The sequence below is a fragment of the Streptosporangium vulgare genome (assembly GCF_042428775.1).
Classification (GTDB): domain Bacteria; phylum Actinomycetota; class Actinomycetes; order Streptosporangiales; family Streptosporangiaceae; genus Streptosporangium; species Streptosporangium vulgare.
Map to the genome: position 1 here is coordinate 29663 of NZ_JBHMBS010000007.1, position 16064 is coordinate 45726.

Here is a 16064-nt window from a genome sequence, read left to right on the forward strand (position 1 = left end):
CCGAGTGGGAAACCACGGGGGAAACCGGGCGGGAAGTGTGCGAGGGGCGCCGCGCCGGAAGGCCACGAGAAGAGCCGGGCGGGAAGGTCACCGGGAAATCTGTAAGGAAACCTGTCGGTCGGGGCCGATAGTCTTTCCTTGTGGCGAGATCTGTGGGTGGTCCGGTGAGTTTCCGGCCGAAGCCGGGGTCCATCCCCGAGTCCCCGGGCGTCTACCGGTTCAAGGACGCCGAGGGCCGGGTCATCTACGTCGGCAAGGCCAAGAGCCTGCGCCAGCGGCTCAACTCCTACTTCGCCGACTTCGCGGGCCTGCATCCGCGCACCCAGACCATGCTCACGACGGCCGTGGGCGTCGACTGGACGGTCGTCGGCACCGAGGTCGAGGCGCTCCAGCTCGAATACTCCTGGATCAAGGAGTACGACCCCCGGTTCAACGTCAAATACCGCGACGACAAGTCCTACCCCTACCTCGCGGTCACCATGGGGGAGGAGTTCCCCCGGGTCCAGGTGCTGCGCGGCGCCAAGCGCAGGGGCATCCGCTACTTCGGCCCCTACTCCCACGCCTGGGCGATCAGGGAGACGGTCGACCTGCTGCTGCGGGTCTTCCCGATCAGGAGCTGCTCGGGCGGGGTGTTCAAGCGGGCCGCGCAGATCGGCCGCCCCTGCCTGCTGGGCTACATCGACAAGTGCTCCGCCCCCTGCGTCGGCCGGGTCACCGCGGAGGAGCACCGGGAGCTGGCCGACGACTTCTGCGAGTTCATGGCGGGCAACACCGGCCGGTTCGTCAAGCGGCTGGAGCGCGAGATGCGCGAGGCCGCCGTCGCGCAGGAGTACGAACGGGCCGCCAGGCTGCGCGACGACGTCCAGGCGCTGCAGCGGGCGATGGAGAAGCAGGCCGTCGTCCTCGGCGACAACACCGACTGCGACGTGATCGCCCTGGCGGAGGACCCGCTGGAGGCCGCCGTCCAGGTGTTCTACGTCCGCGGCGGGCGGATCAGGGGCCAGCGCGGCTGGGTGGTCGACAAGGTCGACGAGGTCGAGCCGGGCGAGCTGGTCGAGCAGTTCCTGCTGCAGATGTACGGCGACGCGGCGGCCGAGGCGCTGCCCAGGGAGGTGCTGGTGCCCGTCCTGCCCCCCGACGCCGAGGCGGTCACCGAGCTGCTCGGCGAGCACCGCGGGGCACGGGTGGAGATCAGGGTCCCCCAGCGCGGCGACAAGAGGTCGCTGATGGAGACCGTCGAGCGCAACGCCGTCGAGTCCCTGAAGCAGCACAAGCTGAGGCGGGCCAGCGACCTGACCGCGCGCAGCAGGGCGCTGCAGGAGGTCGCCGACGCCCTCGACCTCGACCAGGTGCCGCTGCGCATCGAGTGCTACGACGTCTCCCACATCCAGGGCACCGACGTGGTGGCCTCCATGGTGGTGTTCGAGGACGGCCTGGCCCGCAAGAGCGAGTACCGCAGGTTCTCCGTGCGCTCCACCGAGGGCGACGTCGCCTCCATCCACGAGGTGATCTCCCGCCGGTTCAAGCGCTACCTGGAGGAGCGCTCCACCGTCGGGGAGCTCGACGCGGTCCCCGAGACCGATCCGGCCAGAGAAGCCGGAGAAGCCGGAGAAGCCGCCGGAGGGCCTGACGAGGATCTGCGGACGCCGGGCATCGACCCCGAGAGCGGCAGGCCGCGCAAGTTCGCCTACCCGCCCAACCTGGTCGTCGTCGACGGCGGTCCCGCGCAGGCCGCGGCGGCCCGCAGGGCGCTCGACGAGCTGGGCGTGGACGACGTGGCGGTGTGCGGCCTGGCCAAGCGGCTGGAGGAGGTCTGGCTGCCCGGCGAGGACCTGCCGGTGATCCTCGCCCGCTCCAGCGAGGCCCTTTACCTCCTCCAGCGGGTACGCGACGAGGCTCACCGCTTCGCCATCACCTACCATCGATCCAAACGGTCGAAGAGCGTCAAGGAAAGCGCTCTGGACGAGGTCCCCGGTCTCGGCCCGGCCCGCAGGCAGGCGTTGATCAAGCATTTCGGATCGGTGAAACGGCTGCGGGAGGCGACCGCGGCACAGATCTGCGAGGTTCCCGGGATCGGCCCCTCGACGGCCGAGACGATCGTGTCGGCCTTGAAGGGGCAGAACCCATGAGCGAAAGAGAGCCCGCGTTCGTCCTCGTCACCGGAATGTCGGGGGCGGGGCGGAGCACCGCCGCCAAGGCCCTGGAGGACCTGGGGTGGTTCGTCATCGACAACCTGCCGCCCGGGCTGCTGTTCGCCATGGCCGAGGAGGCGGGCCGGGTCAAGCTGGCCGCCGACAAGGTGGCCGCGGTGGTCGACGTGCGCAGCCTGGCCTTCACCAGCGACCTCAACAGCGCGATCGAGGAGCTGGAGGGGCGCGGCGTCGCCGTGCGCGTGGTCTTCCTGGAGGCGAGTGACGAGGAGCTGGTCCGCCGGTTCGAGAACGTCCGCCGCCCGCACCCGCTGCAGAGCGACGGCCGCCTGGTCGACGGGATCGCCCGCGAGCGCGGCATCCTGCGCGAGGTCCGGGCCAACGCCGATCTGGTGATCGACACCTCCAACCTCAACGTCCACGAGCTCCGAGGGAAGATCGTCGCCTTCTTCGGCGGCGAGGACCGCCCCGGCCTGCGGGTCAACGTCGTCTCCTTCGGCTACAAGTACGGCCTGCCCGTCGACGCCGACCTCGTCGTCGACTGCCGGTTCCTGCCCAATCCCCACTGGGTCCCCGAACTTCGCCCCATGAACGGACTGGACGCCCCCGTACGGGAGTACGTTCTCAACCAAGCGGGTGCGAAGGAACTCCTCGACGCCTACGAGGAGGTGTTCGCCATCATCGCCTCCGGCTACACCCGTGAGGGCAAGAGCTACGCCACGCTCGCCGTCGGCTGCACCGGCGGCAAGCATCGCAGCGTCGCCATGGCCGAGCAGATCGGTGGCCGGCTGCGCGATAGGGGTGGCATGGAGGTGCAGGTGAGCCATCGGGATGTGGGCCGGGAGTGAACGAAGGTCTCAAGATCGTCGCGCTGGGTGGAGGGCACGGGCTGTACGCCTCGCTGTCGGCGTTGCGGAGGGTCACCTCCGAGCTGACGGCGGTGGTCACCGTCGCCGACGACGGGGGGTCGAGCGGCCGTCTCCGTCGTGAGCTCGGCGTGCTTCCCCCGGGAGACCTGAGGATGGCCCTGGCCGCCCTGTGCGGTGACGACGAGTGGGGGCGCACCTGGAGCGAGGTCGTCCAGCACCGCTTCCGCAGTGACGGCGACCTGCACGGCCACACCATCGGCAACCTGCTGATCGTGGCGCTGTGGGAGCGGCTCGGCGACACGGTCTCCGGGCTCGACTGGCTCGGACGGCTGCTCGGCGCGCACGGGCGGGTGCTGCCGATGTCCTCGGTGCCGCTCGACATCGCCGCCGAGGTCGAGCTGGACGGCGAGGTGAGCACGGTACGCGGCCAGGTGGCCTGCGCCCTCACCCCCGGCAGGGTCCGGGCGATCTCGCTGCTCCCCGAGGACCCGCCGGCGTGCCCCGAGGCCGTCCAGGCGGTCCTCGACGCCGACTGGGTGGTGTTCGGCCCCGGTTCCTGGTTCACCAGCGTGCTGCCCCACCTGAAGGTGCCCGAGCTGGCCGAGGCGCTGCACACCACCCACGCGCGCCGCCTGGTCGCCCTGAACCTCGCCCCGCAGCCGGGGGAGACCGACGGCTTCTCCCCCCAGAAGCATCTGGAGGTGCTGCGCCAGCACGCGCCCTCCCTGGAGATCGACGTCGTCGTCGCCGACACCGGGGTGATCGAGGACCGCGACGAGCTGGAGAAGGCCGCGGCCGACCTCGGCGGCCGGCTCGTCCTCGCCTCCGTGGCGGACGCGGACGGCTCCCCGCGACACGATGCACAACGTCTTGCCTCCGTCCTGGACGAGATTTTCCGTGAGAAGCGTTGATCCTGGTCAGCGGTGCTCAGGAGTGCGAGAAACTTCTGTGAGCCCGATTTATCTCGGGCCGCATGGGGTCTGTATGGGGGAGGACGAACGCGCATGGCGATGACAGGTGTGGTCAAGGACGAGCTGAGCAGGCTTCCGGTCCTGAAGCCTTGCTGCCGTAAGGCCGAGGTGTCGACGCTGCTGCGGTTCGCGAGCGGGTTGCATCTGGTGAGCGGCCGGATCGTGATCGAGGCCGAGCTTGACACCAACGTCACCGCCCGGCGGCTGATCAAGGACATCGGTGAGGTTTTCGGGCACAAGGCGGAGGTGCTCGTCCTGGCCCCGGCCGGATTGCGCAAGGGTTCTCGTTACCTCGTGCGGGTCTACCGCGACGGGGAGGCGCTCGCCCGCCAGACCGGTCTGATCGACAACCACGGGCGCCCGGTCCGCGGCCTGCCCCGCCAGGTCGTCGCGGGGGCGACCTGCGACGCCGAGGCGGCCTGGCGAGGGGCGTTCCTGGCGCACGGCTCGCTCACCGAGCCGGGACGTTCGATGTCGCTGGAGGTCACCTGCCCCGGGCCGGAGGCGGCGCTCGCGCTGGTCGGGTCCGCCCGGCGGCTGAAGATCCACGCCAAGGCCCGCGAGGTGCGAGGCGTCGACCGGGTGGTGGTCCGCGACGGCGACGCCATCGGCGCGCTGCTCACCAGGCTGGGCGCCCACGACAGCGTGCTGGCCTGGGAGGAGCGGCGGATGCGCCGCGAGGTCCGCGCGACGGCCAACCGGCTGGCCAACTTCGACGACGCCAACCTGCGCCGTTCGGCCCGCGCCGCGGTCGCCGCGGGGGCCAGGGTCCAGCGGGCCCTGGAGATCCTCGGGGAGGAGGCCCCCGAGCATCTGGTGATCGCCGGCCGCCTGCGGGTGGAGCACAAGCAGGCGTCCCTGGAGGAGCTCGGCCAGCTCGCGGACCCGCCCCTGACCAAGGACGCCATCGCCGGCCGGATCCGCCGCCTGCTGGCCATGGCCGACAAGCGCGCCCAGGACATCGGCATCCCCAACACCGAGGCCAATCTCACCGTCGACATGCTGGCCCCGTAGGCCTTCTCCCCGACTGCGGCTTCCGGACCGCGCTCCCGGACCGCGGCTTCCGGACCGTGCGGGGGAGGCCCGTCGCTCGGAGCCGCCTCGCCCGGAGCTGTCCCGCTCGGACCCGCTTCGCTCGCAGCAGCCTTGCTCAGGGCTGCTTTCTGGGCTCGAAGTAGTTCACCCGGTCGGCCTCGTCCGGCTGCGGGACGGACGAGGCGGCGCGGGCGTCGTGGGCCGCGCGGGCGGCCTTGACGCGCCTGTTCACGAAGCCGAAGCCCGCGTAGGCGGCCACCACCCAGAACAGCAGCGACATGGGGTCGCTCCTGATCGCGTCGGGGAAGGCGTCGAGGACCTGGGCGGCAGCCGGGCCGTAGTCCTCACCGGACAATCGCACCCAGACGATGACGGCCCCGGCGATCTGGCCGAGCGCGGCTCCGGCGAGGGAGAGGAAGGCGGCCAGCGGTGGCAGCACCGGGCTGGTCGGCCGCACCGCGATCATGGCGAGACCGACCAGCAGGCCGACGCCGATGGCGGCGAATCCGATCTCGTACCCGCTGAAGGCGATGAGCGCGCCGTAGGCCGCGGCGCCGGCGACGGTGGCCAGCAGTCCGGTGACAATGCCTGGTAGGAGCCCGTTCCCCAGGTGTGGATCGTTCTCTGTCATGGCAGTTCCTCTTGGGGTTGGAGGTGGTTACGGTGACGAGTCGGGCACTTTACTTGAATGGTGCGATACCTGTTCGTGGGTTAGCGAATAACGGAGCACCCCCTCAAGTGGTCTAGGCCAATTTGGGTCCGATAAGGTTCGTGGTTGAGGTTTCAGCCCGCCCCAAGTCGCCGATCCCGAGAGACCGGCGCATCGACGTACGAGGAGATCGGCACCGTGACCATCCGCGTAGGCGTCAACGGATTCGGCCGCATCGGCCGCAACTTCTGGCGCGCGGTCGCTGCCAGCGGCAAGGACATCGAGATCGTCGCGGTCAACGACCTGACCGACAACGCCACGCTCGCCCACCTGCTGAAGTACGACAGCATCCTCGGCCGCCTGCCGTACGAGGTGAAGAGCACCGCCGACGAGATCATCGTGGACGGCAAGACGATCAAGGCGTTCGCCGAGCGCGACCCCGCCAAGCTGCCCTGGGGCGACCTGGGCGTGGACGTCGTCGTCGAGTCCACCGGCTTCTTCACCGACGCCAACAAGGCCCGTGTGCACGCCGAGAACGGCGCAAAGAAGGTCATCATCTCGGCCCCGGCCAAGAACGAGGACGTCACCGTCGTGATGGGCGTCAACCACGACAAGTACGACCCGGCCAGCCACACGGTCATCTCCAACGCCTCCTGCACCACCAACTGCCTGGCGCCGATGGCCAAGGTCCTCAACGACACCTTCGGTATCGAGAAGGGTCTGATGACCACGATCCACGCCTACACGCAGGACCAGAACCTGCAGGACGCCCCGCACAGCGACCTGCGCCGCGCCCGCGCCGCCGCGATCAACATCGTGCCGACCTCGACCGGCGCCGCCAAGGCCATCGGCCTGGTGCTGCCCGAGCTCAAGGGCAAGCTCGACGGCTTCGCGCTGCGCGTGCCGATCCCCACGGGCTCGGCCACCGACCTCACCGTCGAGGTCGGCCGCGAGACCACCGTCGAGGAGGTCAACGCCGCGCTCAAGGCCGCGGCCGAGGGCGAGCTCAAGGGCTACCTCACCTACAACGAGGACCCGATCGTCTCCTCCGACATCGTGACCGACCCGGCGTCCTGCATCTTCGACGCGCCCCTCACCAAGGTGATCGGCAACCAGGTCAAGGTCGTCGGCTGGTACGACAACGAGTGGGGTTACTCCAACCGTCTCGTCGACCTCATCGAGCTGGTCGGCGCCGACCTCTGATGAAGGACATCTCCGAGTTCGACGTGGAGGGTCGGCGCGTCCTGGTGCGCGCCGACCTCAACGTCCCCCTGGAGGGGGACGTCATCACCGACGACGGCCGCATCCGCGCCTCGGTGCCGACGATCAAGGAGCTCGCGGGCCGGGGTGCCCGCGTGGTCGTCGTCGCGCACCTGGGACGCCCCAAGGGCAAGCCGAACCCGGAATACTCCCTCGCCCCCGTCGCCAAGCGGCTGGGTGAGCTCCTGGGCGCCGACGTCGCCTTCGCGACCGACGTGGTCGGCACCTCCGCCGAGGAGGTCGTGGGGGCACTCCAGGACGGCCAGGTGGCCCTCCTGGAGAACCTGCGCTTCGAAGCGGGCGAGGAGTCCAAGGACGACGCGGAGCGGGCCGCCCTCGCCGCCAAGCTGGCCGCCTTCGCCGACGTCTACGTGGGCGACGGCTTCGGCGCGGTGCACCGCAAGCACGCCAGCGTCTACGACGTGCCCGGCCTGCTGCCGCACGCCGCCGGCCGGCTGGTCCTGGCCGAGGTCGAGGTGCTCAGGAAGCTGACCGACGAGACCGAGCGGCCGTACGTCGTGGTGCTCGGCGGCGCCAAGGTCTCCGACAAGCTCGGCGTCATCGGCAACCTGCTCACCAAGGTCGACCGGCTCCTCATCGGCGGCGGCATGGCCTACACCTTCCTGAAGGCTCAGGGCTACGAGGTCGGTAAGTCGCTGCTCCAGGAGGACCAGCTCGACAAGGTGCGCGGCTTCCTAGACGAGGCGGCCAAGCGCGACGTGGAGATCGTCCTCCCGGTCGACGTCCTGGCGGCCGTCGAGTTCGCCGAGGACGCCGAGTACGAGGTGGTCGACGCCACCGCGATCCCGGCCGACCGCGAGGGGCTCGACATCGGCCCGCGCACCCGCGAGCTGTTCGCGGGCAAGCTGGCCGACGCCAGGACGGTGTTCTGGAACGGCCCGATGGGCGTCTTCGAGTTCGAGGCCTTCTCCGGCGGAACTCGCGCGGTCGCCGAGGCGTTGATCGCCTCGCAGGCCTTCACGGTCGTCGGCGGGGGAGACTCGGCCGCCGCCGTGCGCAGGCTCGGCCTGGCCGAGGACGGCTTCTCGCACATCTCCACCGGTGGCGGGGCCAGCCTCGAATACCTGGAGGGCAAGACCCTCCCCGGACTCGTGGCGCTGGAGCGGTAGAAGTGAACCCACGCGGTGAGCGGAGTGGCCGGTCGACGACCGATGCCGTCCGCGTAGTCAACAGGGAGTGGTGAGCGAACGATGAGCACACCTCGTAAGCCGCTCATGGCCGGCAACTGGAAGATGAACCTCAACCACCTTGAGGCCATCGCGCACACCCAGAAGCTCGCCTTCGCGCTGAACGACAAGGACTTCGACCGGGTCGAGGTGGCCGTGCTGCCGCCGTTCACCGACCTGCGCAGCGTGCAGACCCTGGTCGACGGCGACAAGCTGCGGATCGTCTACGGCGCGCAGGACCTGTCGCAGTACGACGGCGGCGCCTACACCGGCGAGATCTCCGGGGCCATGCTCGCCAAGATCGGCTGCACCTTCGTGCTCGCCGGTCACTCCGAGCGCCGCCAGTACCACCGCGAGGACGACGACGTCGTCAACGCCAAGGTGCAGGCGGCCTACCGGCACTCGCTCACCCCCATCCTGTGCGTGGGGGAGGGCCTTGAGGTGCGCCGGGCCGGTGGCCAGGTGGCCCACAGCGTCGCCCAGCTCGACGGCGCGCTCCGCAAGGTCGGCGCCGAGCAGGCCGCGTCCATCGTGCTCGCCTACGAGCCGGTGTGGGCGATCGGCACCGGCGAGGTGGCCACCCCGGACGACGCGCAGGAGGTCTGCGGGGCACTCCGGTCACGACTCGCCGAGCTGTACGACGCCGAAGTGGCCGCCGGTGTCCGTATCCTTTACGGTGGGTCGGTCAAGTCTGACAACATCGCGGGCATCATGGCGCAGCCTGATGTCGACGGTGCCCTGATCGGTGGCGCGAGCCTCGACCCCGGGGAGTTCGTCAAGATCTGCCGTTTTGGCGAATTGTCGAGTTAACTGAGCCATTCGGTGGGTGCGACTTGACAGCACGTCATACCCTCTTAGAGCAAGTTTGAATCGTCACGCCTTCGGCGTACACACCGGTCGTGCCCGGACGCGGGTCACGCGCACATAGGGAACAGGTCAACGGTGACAATCGGAATCTCCATCGCCCTCATCCTGTCGAGCTTGCTGATGATGCTGCTCGTCCTGCTCCACAAGGGCAAGGGCGGTGGTCTCTCGGATCTGTTCGGTGGCGGTTTCTCGTCGTCGTTCGGAGGCTCCTCCGTGGTGGAGCGCAACCTTGACAGGCTCACCGTCATCACCGGTGTCGTCTGGTTCGTCTGCATCATCGCACTGGGCCTGCTTCTGCGGCCCTGACCCGGCTTCGACAGGCGTGACAGTGGTTCAGTCCCCGCATCCCCAAGCGGCGGGGCCATCGAGCAAGGAGTTCATCCGTGGGTAGTGGCAACGCGATCCGTGGCAGCCGTGTCGGTGCCGGCCCGATGGGGGAGGCGGAGCGCGGCGAGGCGGCCCCCCGTGTTCGGGTGCCTTTCTGGTGCGCGAACATGCATGAGACGCGCCCCAGTTTCGCCAGCGACGCGGCCGTTCCCGAGTTCTGGGACTGCCCCCGGTGTGGCCTCCCCGCCGGTCAGGACGAGGCGAACCCGCCCGCGCCGCCGCGCAACGAGCCTTACAAGACGCACCTCGCGTACGTGAAGGAACGCCGCAGCGACAAGGACGGCGCGCAGATCCTGGCCGAGGCCCTGGAGCGGCTGCGCTCCTCCTCGCGCCCGATCTACTAGCCGGGTCCACGCCGCACGGTCGGCGGGCCCGCACGCACGCCTGAAAGGCCCTCGTGGGAGATCCTCACGGGGGCCTTTCGCGTGCCGCGGCCCGCGACTCGCCGGGAGTCGCGGGGCGGCGCCGCGCGCCCGCGGGACGGACCTGACCAAGGCGCGTCGCTGTGCGCCCGCCTTGGCTAGGGCCTGTTGGGCATGTCAGGCCTGTGCGGCATGTCGGGCCTGTGCGGCATGTCCTGCCTGTTGGACGTGTCGCCCATGTGGGAGAGGTCTCTCCTCTGCGCCATGCCGGACATTTTCTTGGAGCCCATCGCCACGGCCCCCAGTCCGAGCAGGAGGATGATGATGCCGGTGACGACGTTGTTCCAGATGCTCCCCCTTGTCGCGGAGCCGGTGATCCAGGGAGCCACGATGGTCCAGATGCCGATGACCGGCGCGACCCAGCTGATCCCGTACGTCCGGCCGTAGGCGGACGCGAAGGCGAGGGCCAGGGCGGCGACCGCGATGCCGGTGACGAGGTTGCTCACGGCGAGCCTGGACAGGCCGTTGAAGCCGACCACCCAGGGTGAGATCGCCAGATACAGGCCCGCCAGGAGGCCGAGTCCCTCGATGGCCTGGGCTACCGAACTGGAGCCCGCTCGTTCGTACCTTTCCCGCATCTCTATGAGATCGGGGTGATGTTCCAGACTGGTGGGTCTCGTCATGCCCCATTCCCCCTTGCCGCTCTTCGGTAAATCTCGATTTCCCGCCAAAGCGGATTTGTGCTGATATACCCGACATAAGCTCCAACCAGCCCAAAAAGGGACAAGTTTGGCTAATGACATCGCCGGGACACGGGCTCCGATGGTCTACCCGAGCAGGTCCGCCCCGTCGTGACCTCCCGTGGAACAGGGGAAACGTCCGCCGCGAACGGCGTGATCACCGTGACGGCGCCCAGGGCGCCCGGGGTGGCGCCGGACGTCCTGGGTACGGCATGAGGCACACCCCTCGCGCCGACACGGGGAGCCGGGGGAGAGCGAGGTTGCCCGGAGGTGACCTTATGGACGAGAAGACGGGAACGCACGACCATCCGAGGAGCGCACTGAACCTGCGGCTCCTCCTGGCGACCTTCGGCCTAGTGGTGTGCACGGCTCTGGCCGTGCTGTCGGCGTGGGCCGGGATCACCGCGCTCGCCGTGAGCATGGCCGTGCTGGCGGCCGTCGCCGTGGTGGACCTCGTGGTGATCGGGATCAGGATCGCCCGCAGACGCCGGCGCGGCGAGCGGCACACCCTCTTCGAGTAGGGACCGCTTTCGAGCTGGAGGCCCTTTCGAGTGGAAGGCCGCGCGGACGGGCGTGTGGTCGTGGTCGGCGGCTCGTCTCGCCGGTCCGCGCGGCTGATCTGGACCACACCGCCGGCCATCTCCGGCCCGTGTCCGACCTCGACCGGTTCACGTGACGCGGAAGCTCGGTTCACGTGACGCGGAAGCCTGGTTCCGTGGCGCGGAGGTCCTGCCGTCCGCGGGGCCGACGGTTCCCGCCGCGGCCTGGACATCCGTTCGATCTCGCGGATCCGCACCGGTTCGCGGGCGGGGGCCCTGATCATCCGTACGGAATGTCAGGAAGATCCGTAATATATGGATCTTCCTGACACGTATGTGATGTGGGGGTCACCAGTGAAGACAAGCAAGAGCGGGGTCACGCGACGGAGACTTCTCCAGGCGGGCGTCGGAGCCGTGCCCGCGCTCGCCCTGGGGACGGGGCCCACGTGGGCGGCGACGAGGGAGCCGCTCGTCAGCGGGGTCGTCCCCGCGGCGCTGAAGAGCTTCGACGACATGATGAAGAAGTACATCGCGGAGCGCGAGATCGGCTGCGCGCAACTCGCGGTCGCGCGGAAGGGCAAGATCCTGCTGGCGCGCGGGTACGGGACGTACTCGGTGCGCAACGCCCAGAACGTCCCGATCCTCGCGCGCGTGCAGCCGACCTCGCTGTTCCGCGTCGCCAGCCTGAGCAAGCACATCACCTCCGCCGCGATCATGCGGCTGGTCCAGGACGGCAAGCTCAGCCTCTCGGCCCCGGTCACCACGCTGCTCGGGCTCTCGGCGGCGGCCGACCCCAGGCTGGCCCAAGTGACCGTGCTGAGGCTCATGCAGCACCTGGGCGGCTGGGACACCGCGGTCTCCAAGGACCGGCTCTGGATGGACCACACGATCTCCGCCGCGCTCGACGTGCCGCTGCCGATCGGCCACGCCGACATCATCCGCTACTCCACGGCCCGCCCCCTCGACTTCGATCCCGGCTCCAAGATGGTCTACTGCAACTACGGCTACGCGCTGCTCGGGCGGATCGTCGAGAAGGTCTCCGGCACGAGCTACGAGTCGTACGTCAAGCAGAAACTCCTCGCGCCCGCCGGGGTCACCAGGATGCGGCTCGGCCGCAGTTTGCGGGCGGAGTCGCCCACGGGTGAGGTGAACTACGTCTCGAAGTTCACCAGCAAATCCGTCGTGGACGCCTCCGGCACCGTCGTGCCGTACCCCTACGGCGGTTTCAACATGCCCAACCAGGACGCCAACGGCGGCTGGACCGCCTCGGCGGTCGACATGGTGAAGTTCGCGATGGTCTACGACGCCGCCGGTCCGGTCCTGAACGCCACCTCGATCGCGAAGCTGTTCGCGAAGCCGGAGACCGGCGTCACCTCCGGCGGGTCCTGGTACGGCGGCGGCTGGTGGGTCCGGACCTCGGGCAGTGGCATCAACACCTGGCACTCGGGCTCGATGCCCGGCACGTTCACCTACCTGGCCCGGCTGAGCGGCGGGATCTCCTACTGCGCCACGTTCAACCGCCGCGAGGAGGAAGGGTCGCCCGACTTCGACGTGATCGACCCGCTCCTCAGCCAGACGGCGCGCGCGGTGACCTCCTGGCCGACGGCCGACCTCACCTCGAAGTATTTCTGAGCCCGGGTTTCGGGGCCCTCCCGGAGGTTCCGGTCCGGTGTCCCGCCGGCGAGGAGCCCGTCTCACCTCGATCGGTCGTCCAGGGCGTAGGACAGGTAGCGGTCGGCGGAGCGGCGCACGGCCTCGGCGCCGTCGGTGCGCACGACCCGCTTCCACCAGCCGCCGTAGACGCGTTCGAAGGAGTACGGCTCCAGCAGCGACAGGGCGCGGCGGACCATGCCGGGACGCTCGGGGATGAGGTTGGGGTAGCTGTACATGAAGCTCACCCAGCGACGGTCCTGGACCACCTGGAGGATGTCGCCGGAGAACAGGGCGCCCCGGCCCTCCTCGGCGTCGCGCCAGTGCATGACCTGGCCGCCGTCGAAGTGGACGCCCGCGTTGATCAGCGTCAGCCCCTCGCGGATCTCGTGGGTGTCGCCCTCCCAGAACACGACGGAGTCGTCGGGGCGGGCCACCCAGGCGCGGTCGGCCGCGTGGAGGTGGATCGGTGCGTCGAAGGCGTGCGCCCACTCGACCATCGAGCCGTAGAAGTGCGGGTGGCTGATCGCGATGGCGTCGATCCCGCCGAGCTCGGTGACCTGCCTGACCAGCTCGTCGTCGAGGTGGGTGACCATGTCCCACAGCACGTTGCCGCCGGGGGTGCGGACCAGCAGCGCCCGCTGTCCGATGGCGGTGGCGGGGTCGGTGCCGACCCCGACCACCCCGGTGCCCTCCTCGGCGACCAGCGACCGGTGCCCGGTCGCGCGCAGCTCGTCCAGGGAGGTCCAGCGCTGCCCCTCCCAGCCGACGTACTGCCGCTCGTCCTCGCAGATCGGGCAGTCGTCGCGGGGGGCGGCGTACTGGACCCCGCAGGTGACGCAGATGGGGAGATCGTTCACGGAGGCTCCTCGGGTCGCGTTCGTCTCCCACCCTAAGATCGCCGTGCCCGCTGGGGGCGGCGAGGGGCGTGAGGACGCCGGGACCGCCAACCGCGCCCCTGCCGGGTTTCCCGGCCCGGAGCGGTTCCGGACGACGCGGGTAGATCCGGATGGTCACGGCTCCCGGAGGAGACGGGCCGAGCGGCGGCCCAGGTGCAGCAGCGGCGGGCAGGTCAGACGGGTGCCCCAGCGGGTGGGGAGGGCGAAGGCGACGGCCTTGGCCGGGGCGTCGGTGGTGAAGGTCGTCGTGGGGTAGGCGCGGCAGTGCCCCCGGGAGAGCTCCCGGACCAGCATCAGGCCACGGCCGCTCTCCGCGAGCGGGTCCGGCGCGGCCTGCGGCCGGGTCTGGTCGAGGACCGCGGGGATCCAGCCCAGGTCGGGATCCCCGTCGACGAGCTCGCACCACGCGGGGACACCCGCCAGGCTGAACACGCGGATCTCGTACGGCGGACGGGCGTGCCGCTCGCAGTTGGCGGCGAGCTCGGCCGCGACCGCCTCGGTGTCGGCGACATCGTCGCCGGGAAGACCCTCTGCCAGCAGCACCTCACGTACGACGGCACGGGCACGGCGGGAGGCCGAGCCCGGACACAGGACGGCCACCAGCATGCTGACCTCGCCGAGAGCCTCCTCCGGGGCTCCCACGCTGGTCACGGTGATCCCCTCACGGGGGACGCCCGGAGGGTCCGCCGGGTCATGGAAGGTTGGCCGCATGTGCGCGCTCCCTTGCTGTCGGTGACTGTTCCAGCAGGAAACGTGATGGGCCGGGCGGCGGCCAGGTTCGAGGGCGGGCGTTGCGTTGCCCCGCGCGGGGTGTGCGGGAGAGTCGTCGCTGCCGCACGTCATTCGGATCATCCTGTCGGCTGGTCGTTTCCTGGTCGTTTCCGTCGGCGGGTGAGCCGCGCGAGCCGCGTTCGTTGACAATGGGTTAATGATTCGTCGCTCCGGGTGATGGAGGTTGTCGTGGGTGGTCTCGTAGGTGGTGAGGGACGTCCGGAGCTGGTGCGGGCTCGCCGGCGGATGGGCATGAGCCAGGACGCGATCGCGGCGGCGCTGTGGGTGTCGGCGACGACGTGGAGCCGGTGGGAGCGGGGACGTCAGGAGATCCGGCCGGTCTACCGGGCGCGGATGGCCGAGGTGTTCGGGGTGGACCCGGCCGAGGTCGAACGGTGGATCGAGGGCACCGCCCCGGTCGATACGGAAGCCTGGCTGATCCCGGACTTCAGCGACCTGTCCCTCGGGGCTACCGTCGAGGCGGCCGGACGACTGTGGAGGTGCGACGTGGACCCGGAACGACGACACGTGCTGGCCGCGCTGCCGTTCGTCCCCGCGGCGCTGGGCGGATGGCTGTCGGAGTGGAGCTACGGCGCTCCGAACGCCTCGGCGGCCCACCAGGGGGCGGGGGCGGCGGTGGGGCTGTCGGACGTCCGGCGCATCGTCGAGGCGCGCCAGGCGTTCGGGGAGATGGATCACCGTTTCGGGGCGGGGATGATACGCCCGGCGGTCGTGGACTACCTGCACAGCACGGTGGCTCCGATGCTACGTGGCCGTTATGACGACAAGGTCGGGGCCGCGCTGATGACGGCGGCGGCGGGTATGACTCTCCAGGCGGGATGGACCGCCTTCGACATGGGGCGCCACGGACAGGCCCAGCACTATTTCGGTCAGGCGCTCACGCTGGCGAAGGCCGGTGACGACGCACTGACAGGAGCCTGGGTCTTGACGACCATGACGATCCAGGCGATCTACCTGGGGCAGCCCGCATGGGCGGTGCGGCTGGCGCGAGCCGCCGTGGAAGCGGCTCACCGGGGACAGGCCCCACCGCGTGTCATGGCCTGGTTGCTGAGCAGGGAGGCTTGGGCGACGGCCCTGCAGGCGAGCATGAGCGACAGTGGTGACAGCCACGCCACCAAACGGGTCGAGCAGTTGCTCGGAGAGGTCGAGCGGGTCTACGCCGGTGGCACCACCGACCGTGATCCGGCGTGGACCGCCTGGTTCGAACCGACCGAGCCCGTCGCGGAGGCGGGCATCTGCTGGTCCCTCATCGGCGAACACCGGCGAGGCGCTGACTGTGCTGAGGCGGTGCTGCGTGAGTACGATCAGCGTCGCACCCGTTCGGCCCAGCTCAGCAGGATGAGCGCTGCCGAGGCGTATCTCGGGATGGGTGAGCTGGAGCAGGCCGTCGACTCGGCGCGGGCGACGATCCCCACGGCCAGATCGCTGACCTCGTCCCGGCTGGTCGAGCGCATCAGGAAGTTCTCCGACCGTCTCGAACCGTACGGGACGACCGTTCAAGTCCGGGAGTTCCGCTCCTACCTGGACAGCGAACTCGCCTCCAGGGAATGAGCTTTGATCTCCGTGAGCATCGCTGCCTGGAGTTTCCAAGGCGTCCAGGAGACTCGGAACCTCCGCCAGCCCCGGACCGTTTCACGCACCCCATGGTCGCCGTGCGCCGTGTTCGGTGTGAATTCCGAAGGCGTCACGCACCCTCTCAACGGTCAC

General features: G+C 69.8%; 16 protein-coding genes. 12 read left to right on the forward strand and 4 right to left on the reverse strand.

The window, feature by feature from the left end; all coding sequences use genetic code 11:
- Positions 1 to 152: 152 nt before the first annotated feature.
- From uvrC to whiA, 4 genes are all read left to right on the forward strand, one after another.
- Complete coding sequence (gene uvrC / locus ACFFRH_RS16490; protein WP_344749581.1) at positions 153 to 2129, forward strand: excinuclease ABC subunit UvrC; 1977 nt, start codon at positions 153 to 155, stop codon at positions 2127 to 2129.
- On the forward strand, positions 2126 to 2998 hold the full coding sequence (gene rapZ, locus ACFFRH_RS16495; RefSeq protein WP_329079022.1) for an RNase adapter RapZ: 873 nt from the start codon (positions 2126 to 2128) through the stop codon (positions 2996 to 2998). Before uvrC ends, rapZ begins: the two co-directional genes overlap by 4 nt.
- The gene (locus ACFFRH_RS16500) at positions 2995 to 3930 is read left to right on the forward strand and encodes a gluconeogenesis factor YvcK family protein (protein WP_344749572.1); all 936 of its coding nucleotides are present in this window, start codon (positions 2995 to 2997) and stop codon (positions 3928 to 3930) included. Before rapZ ends, ACFFRH_RS16500 begins: the two co-directional genes overlap by 4 nt.
- Before the next feature lie 93 nt (positions 3931 to 4023).
- Positions 4024 to 5004 (forward strand): DNA-binding protein WhiA, encoded by a 981-nt coding sequence (gene whiA, locus ACFFRH_RS16505; protein ID WP_329079024.1) that lies wholly within the window; start codon positions 4024 to 4026, stop codon positions 5002 to 5004.
- A 136-nt stretch (positions 5005 to 5140) separates the two neighbouring features.
- Here the strand turns inward: whiA and ACFFRH_RS16510 are convergent, their stop codons facing one another.
- The gene (locus ACFFRH_RS16510; protein WP_344749571.1) at positions 5141 to 5656 is read right to left on the reverse strand and encodes a hypothetical protein; all 516 of its coding nucleotides are present in this window, start codon (positions 5654 to 5656) and stop codon (positions 5141 to 5143) included.
- 216 nt (positions 5657 to 5872) lie between these two features.
- Here ACFFRH_RS16510 and gap point away from each other — a divergent pair, with 216 nt between their 5' ends.
- The 5 genes from gap to ACFFRH_RS16535 all read left to right on the forward strand — a co-directional run bounded on the left by gap (position 5873) and on the right by ACFFRH_RS16535 (position 9719).
- On the forward strand, positions 5873 to 6877 hold the full coding sequence (gene gap, locus ACFFRH_RS16515) for a type I glyceraldehyde-3-phosphate dehydrogenase (RefSeq protein ID WP_344749569.1): 1005 nt from the start codon (positions 5873 to 5875) through the stop codon (positions 6875 to 6877).
- Positions 6877 to 8064, forward strand: coding sequence for a phosphoglycerate kinase (locus ACFFRH_RS16520; protein WP_344749568.1), 1188 nt, complete (start codon positions 6877 to 6879; stop codon positions 8062 to 8064). Before gap ends, ACFFRH_RS16520 begins: the two co-directional genes overlap by 1 nt.
- Positions 8065 to 8145: 81 nt before the next feature.
- Positions 8146 to 8931 carry a triose-phosphate isomerase gene (gene tpiA / locus ACFFRH_RS16525; RefSeq protein ID WP_344749566.1) on the forward strand — a complete coding sequence of 262 codons (786 nt, stop codon included), beginning with the start codon at positions 8146 to 8148 and terminating at the stop codon, positions 8929 to 8931.
- A gap of 132 nt (positions 8932 to 9063) precedes the next feature.
- Entirely contained in the window at positions 9064 to 9294 is a 231-nt protein-coding gene (gene secG, locus ACFFRH_RS16530) for a preprotein translocase subunit SecG (RefSeq protein ID WP_030905020.1), read from the forward strand.
- Positions 9295 to 9371: 77 nt separating this feature from the next.
- Positions 9372 to 9719: an RNA polymerase-binding protein RbpA gene (locus tag ACFFRH_RS16535; RefSeq protein WP_012892502.1), complete on the forward strand. Its 348-nt coding sequence runs from the start codon at positions 9372 to 9374 to the stop codon at positions 9717 to 9719.
- Between the two features lie 176 nt (positions 9720 to 9895).
- Here ACFFRH_RS16535 and ACFFRH_RS16540 read toward each other — a convergent pair whose 3' ends face one another.
- Positions 9896 to 10420, reverse strand: coding sequence for an SPW repeat protein (locus ACFFRH_RS16540; RefSeq protein WP_344749565.1), 525 nt, complete (start codon positions 10418 to 10420; stop codon positions 9896 to 9898).
- 335 nt (positions 10421 to 10755) lie between these two features.
- Here ACFFRH_RS16540 and ACFFRH_RS16545 point away from each other — a divergent pair, with 335 nt between their 5' ends.
- Both ACFFRH_RS16545 and ACFFRH_RS16550 read left to right on the forward strand, forming a co-directional pair.
- The gene (locus ACFFRH_RS16545) at positions 10756 to 10998 is read left to right on the forward strand and encodes a DUF6343 family protein (RefSeq protein ID WP_344749564.1); all 243 of its coding nucleotides are present in this window, start codon (positions 10756 to 10758) and stop codon (positions 10996 to 10998) included.
- Between the two features lie 372 nt (positions 10999 to 11370).
- Positions 11371 to 12648 (forward strand): serine hydrolase domain-containing protein, encoded by a 1278-nt coding sequence (locus ACFFRH_RS16550; protein ID WP_344749563.1) that lies wholly within the window; start codon positions 11371 to 11373, stop codon positions 12646 to 12648.
- 62 nt (positions 12649 to 12710) lie between these two features.
- Here the strand turns inward: ACFFRH_RS16550 and ACFFRH_RS16555 are convergent, their stop codons facing one another.
- Both ACFFRH_RS16555 and ACFFRH_RS16560 read right to left on the reverse strand, forming a co-directional pair.
- Complete coding sequence (locus ACFFRH_RS16555; RefSeq protein ID WP_344749562.1) at positions 12711 to 13526, reverse strand: MBL fold metallo-hydrolase; 816 nt, start codon at positions 13524 to 13526, stop codon at positions 12711 to 12713.
- Between the two features lie 153 nt (positions 13527 to 13679).
- Positions 13680 to 14216, reverse strand: a complete 537-nt coding sequence (locus tag ACFFRH_RS16560; RefSeq protein ID WP_344749561.1) for an ATP-binding protein — start codon at positions 14214 to 14216, stop codon at positions 13680 to 13682.
- Between the two features lie 309 nt (positions 14217 to 14525).
- On the opposite strand from ACFFRH_RS16560, the gene ACFFRH_RS16565 reads away from it, so the two are divergent.
- Complete coding sequence (locus ACFFRH_RS16565) at positions 14526 to 15908, forward strand: helix-turn-helix domain-containing protein (protein ID WP_344749560.1); 1383 nt, start codon at positions 14526 to 14528, stop codon at positions 15906 to 15908.
- Positions 15909 to 16064: the final 156 nt, after the last annotated feature.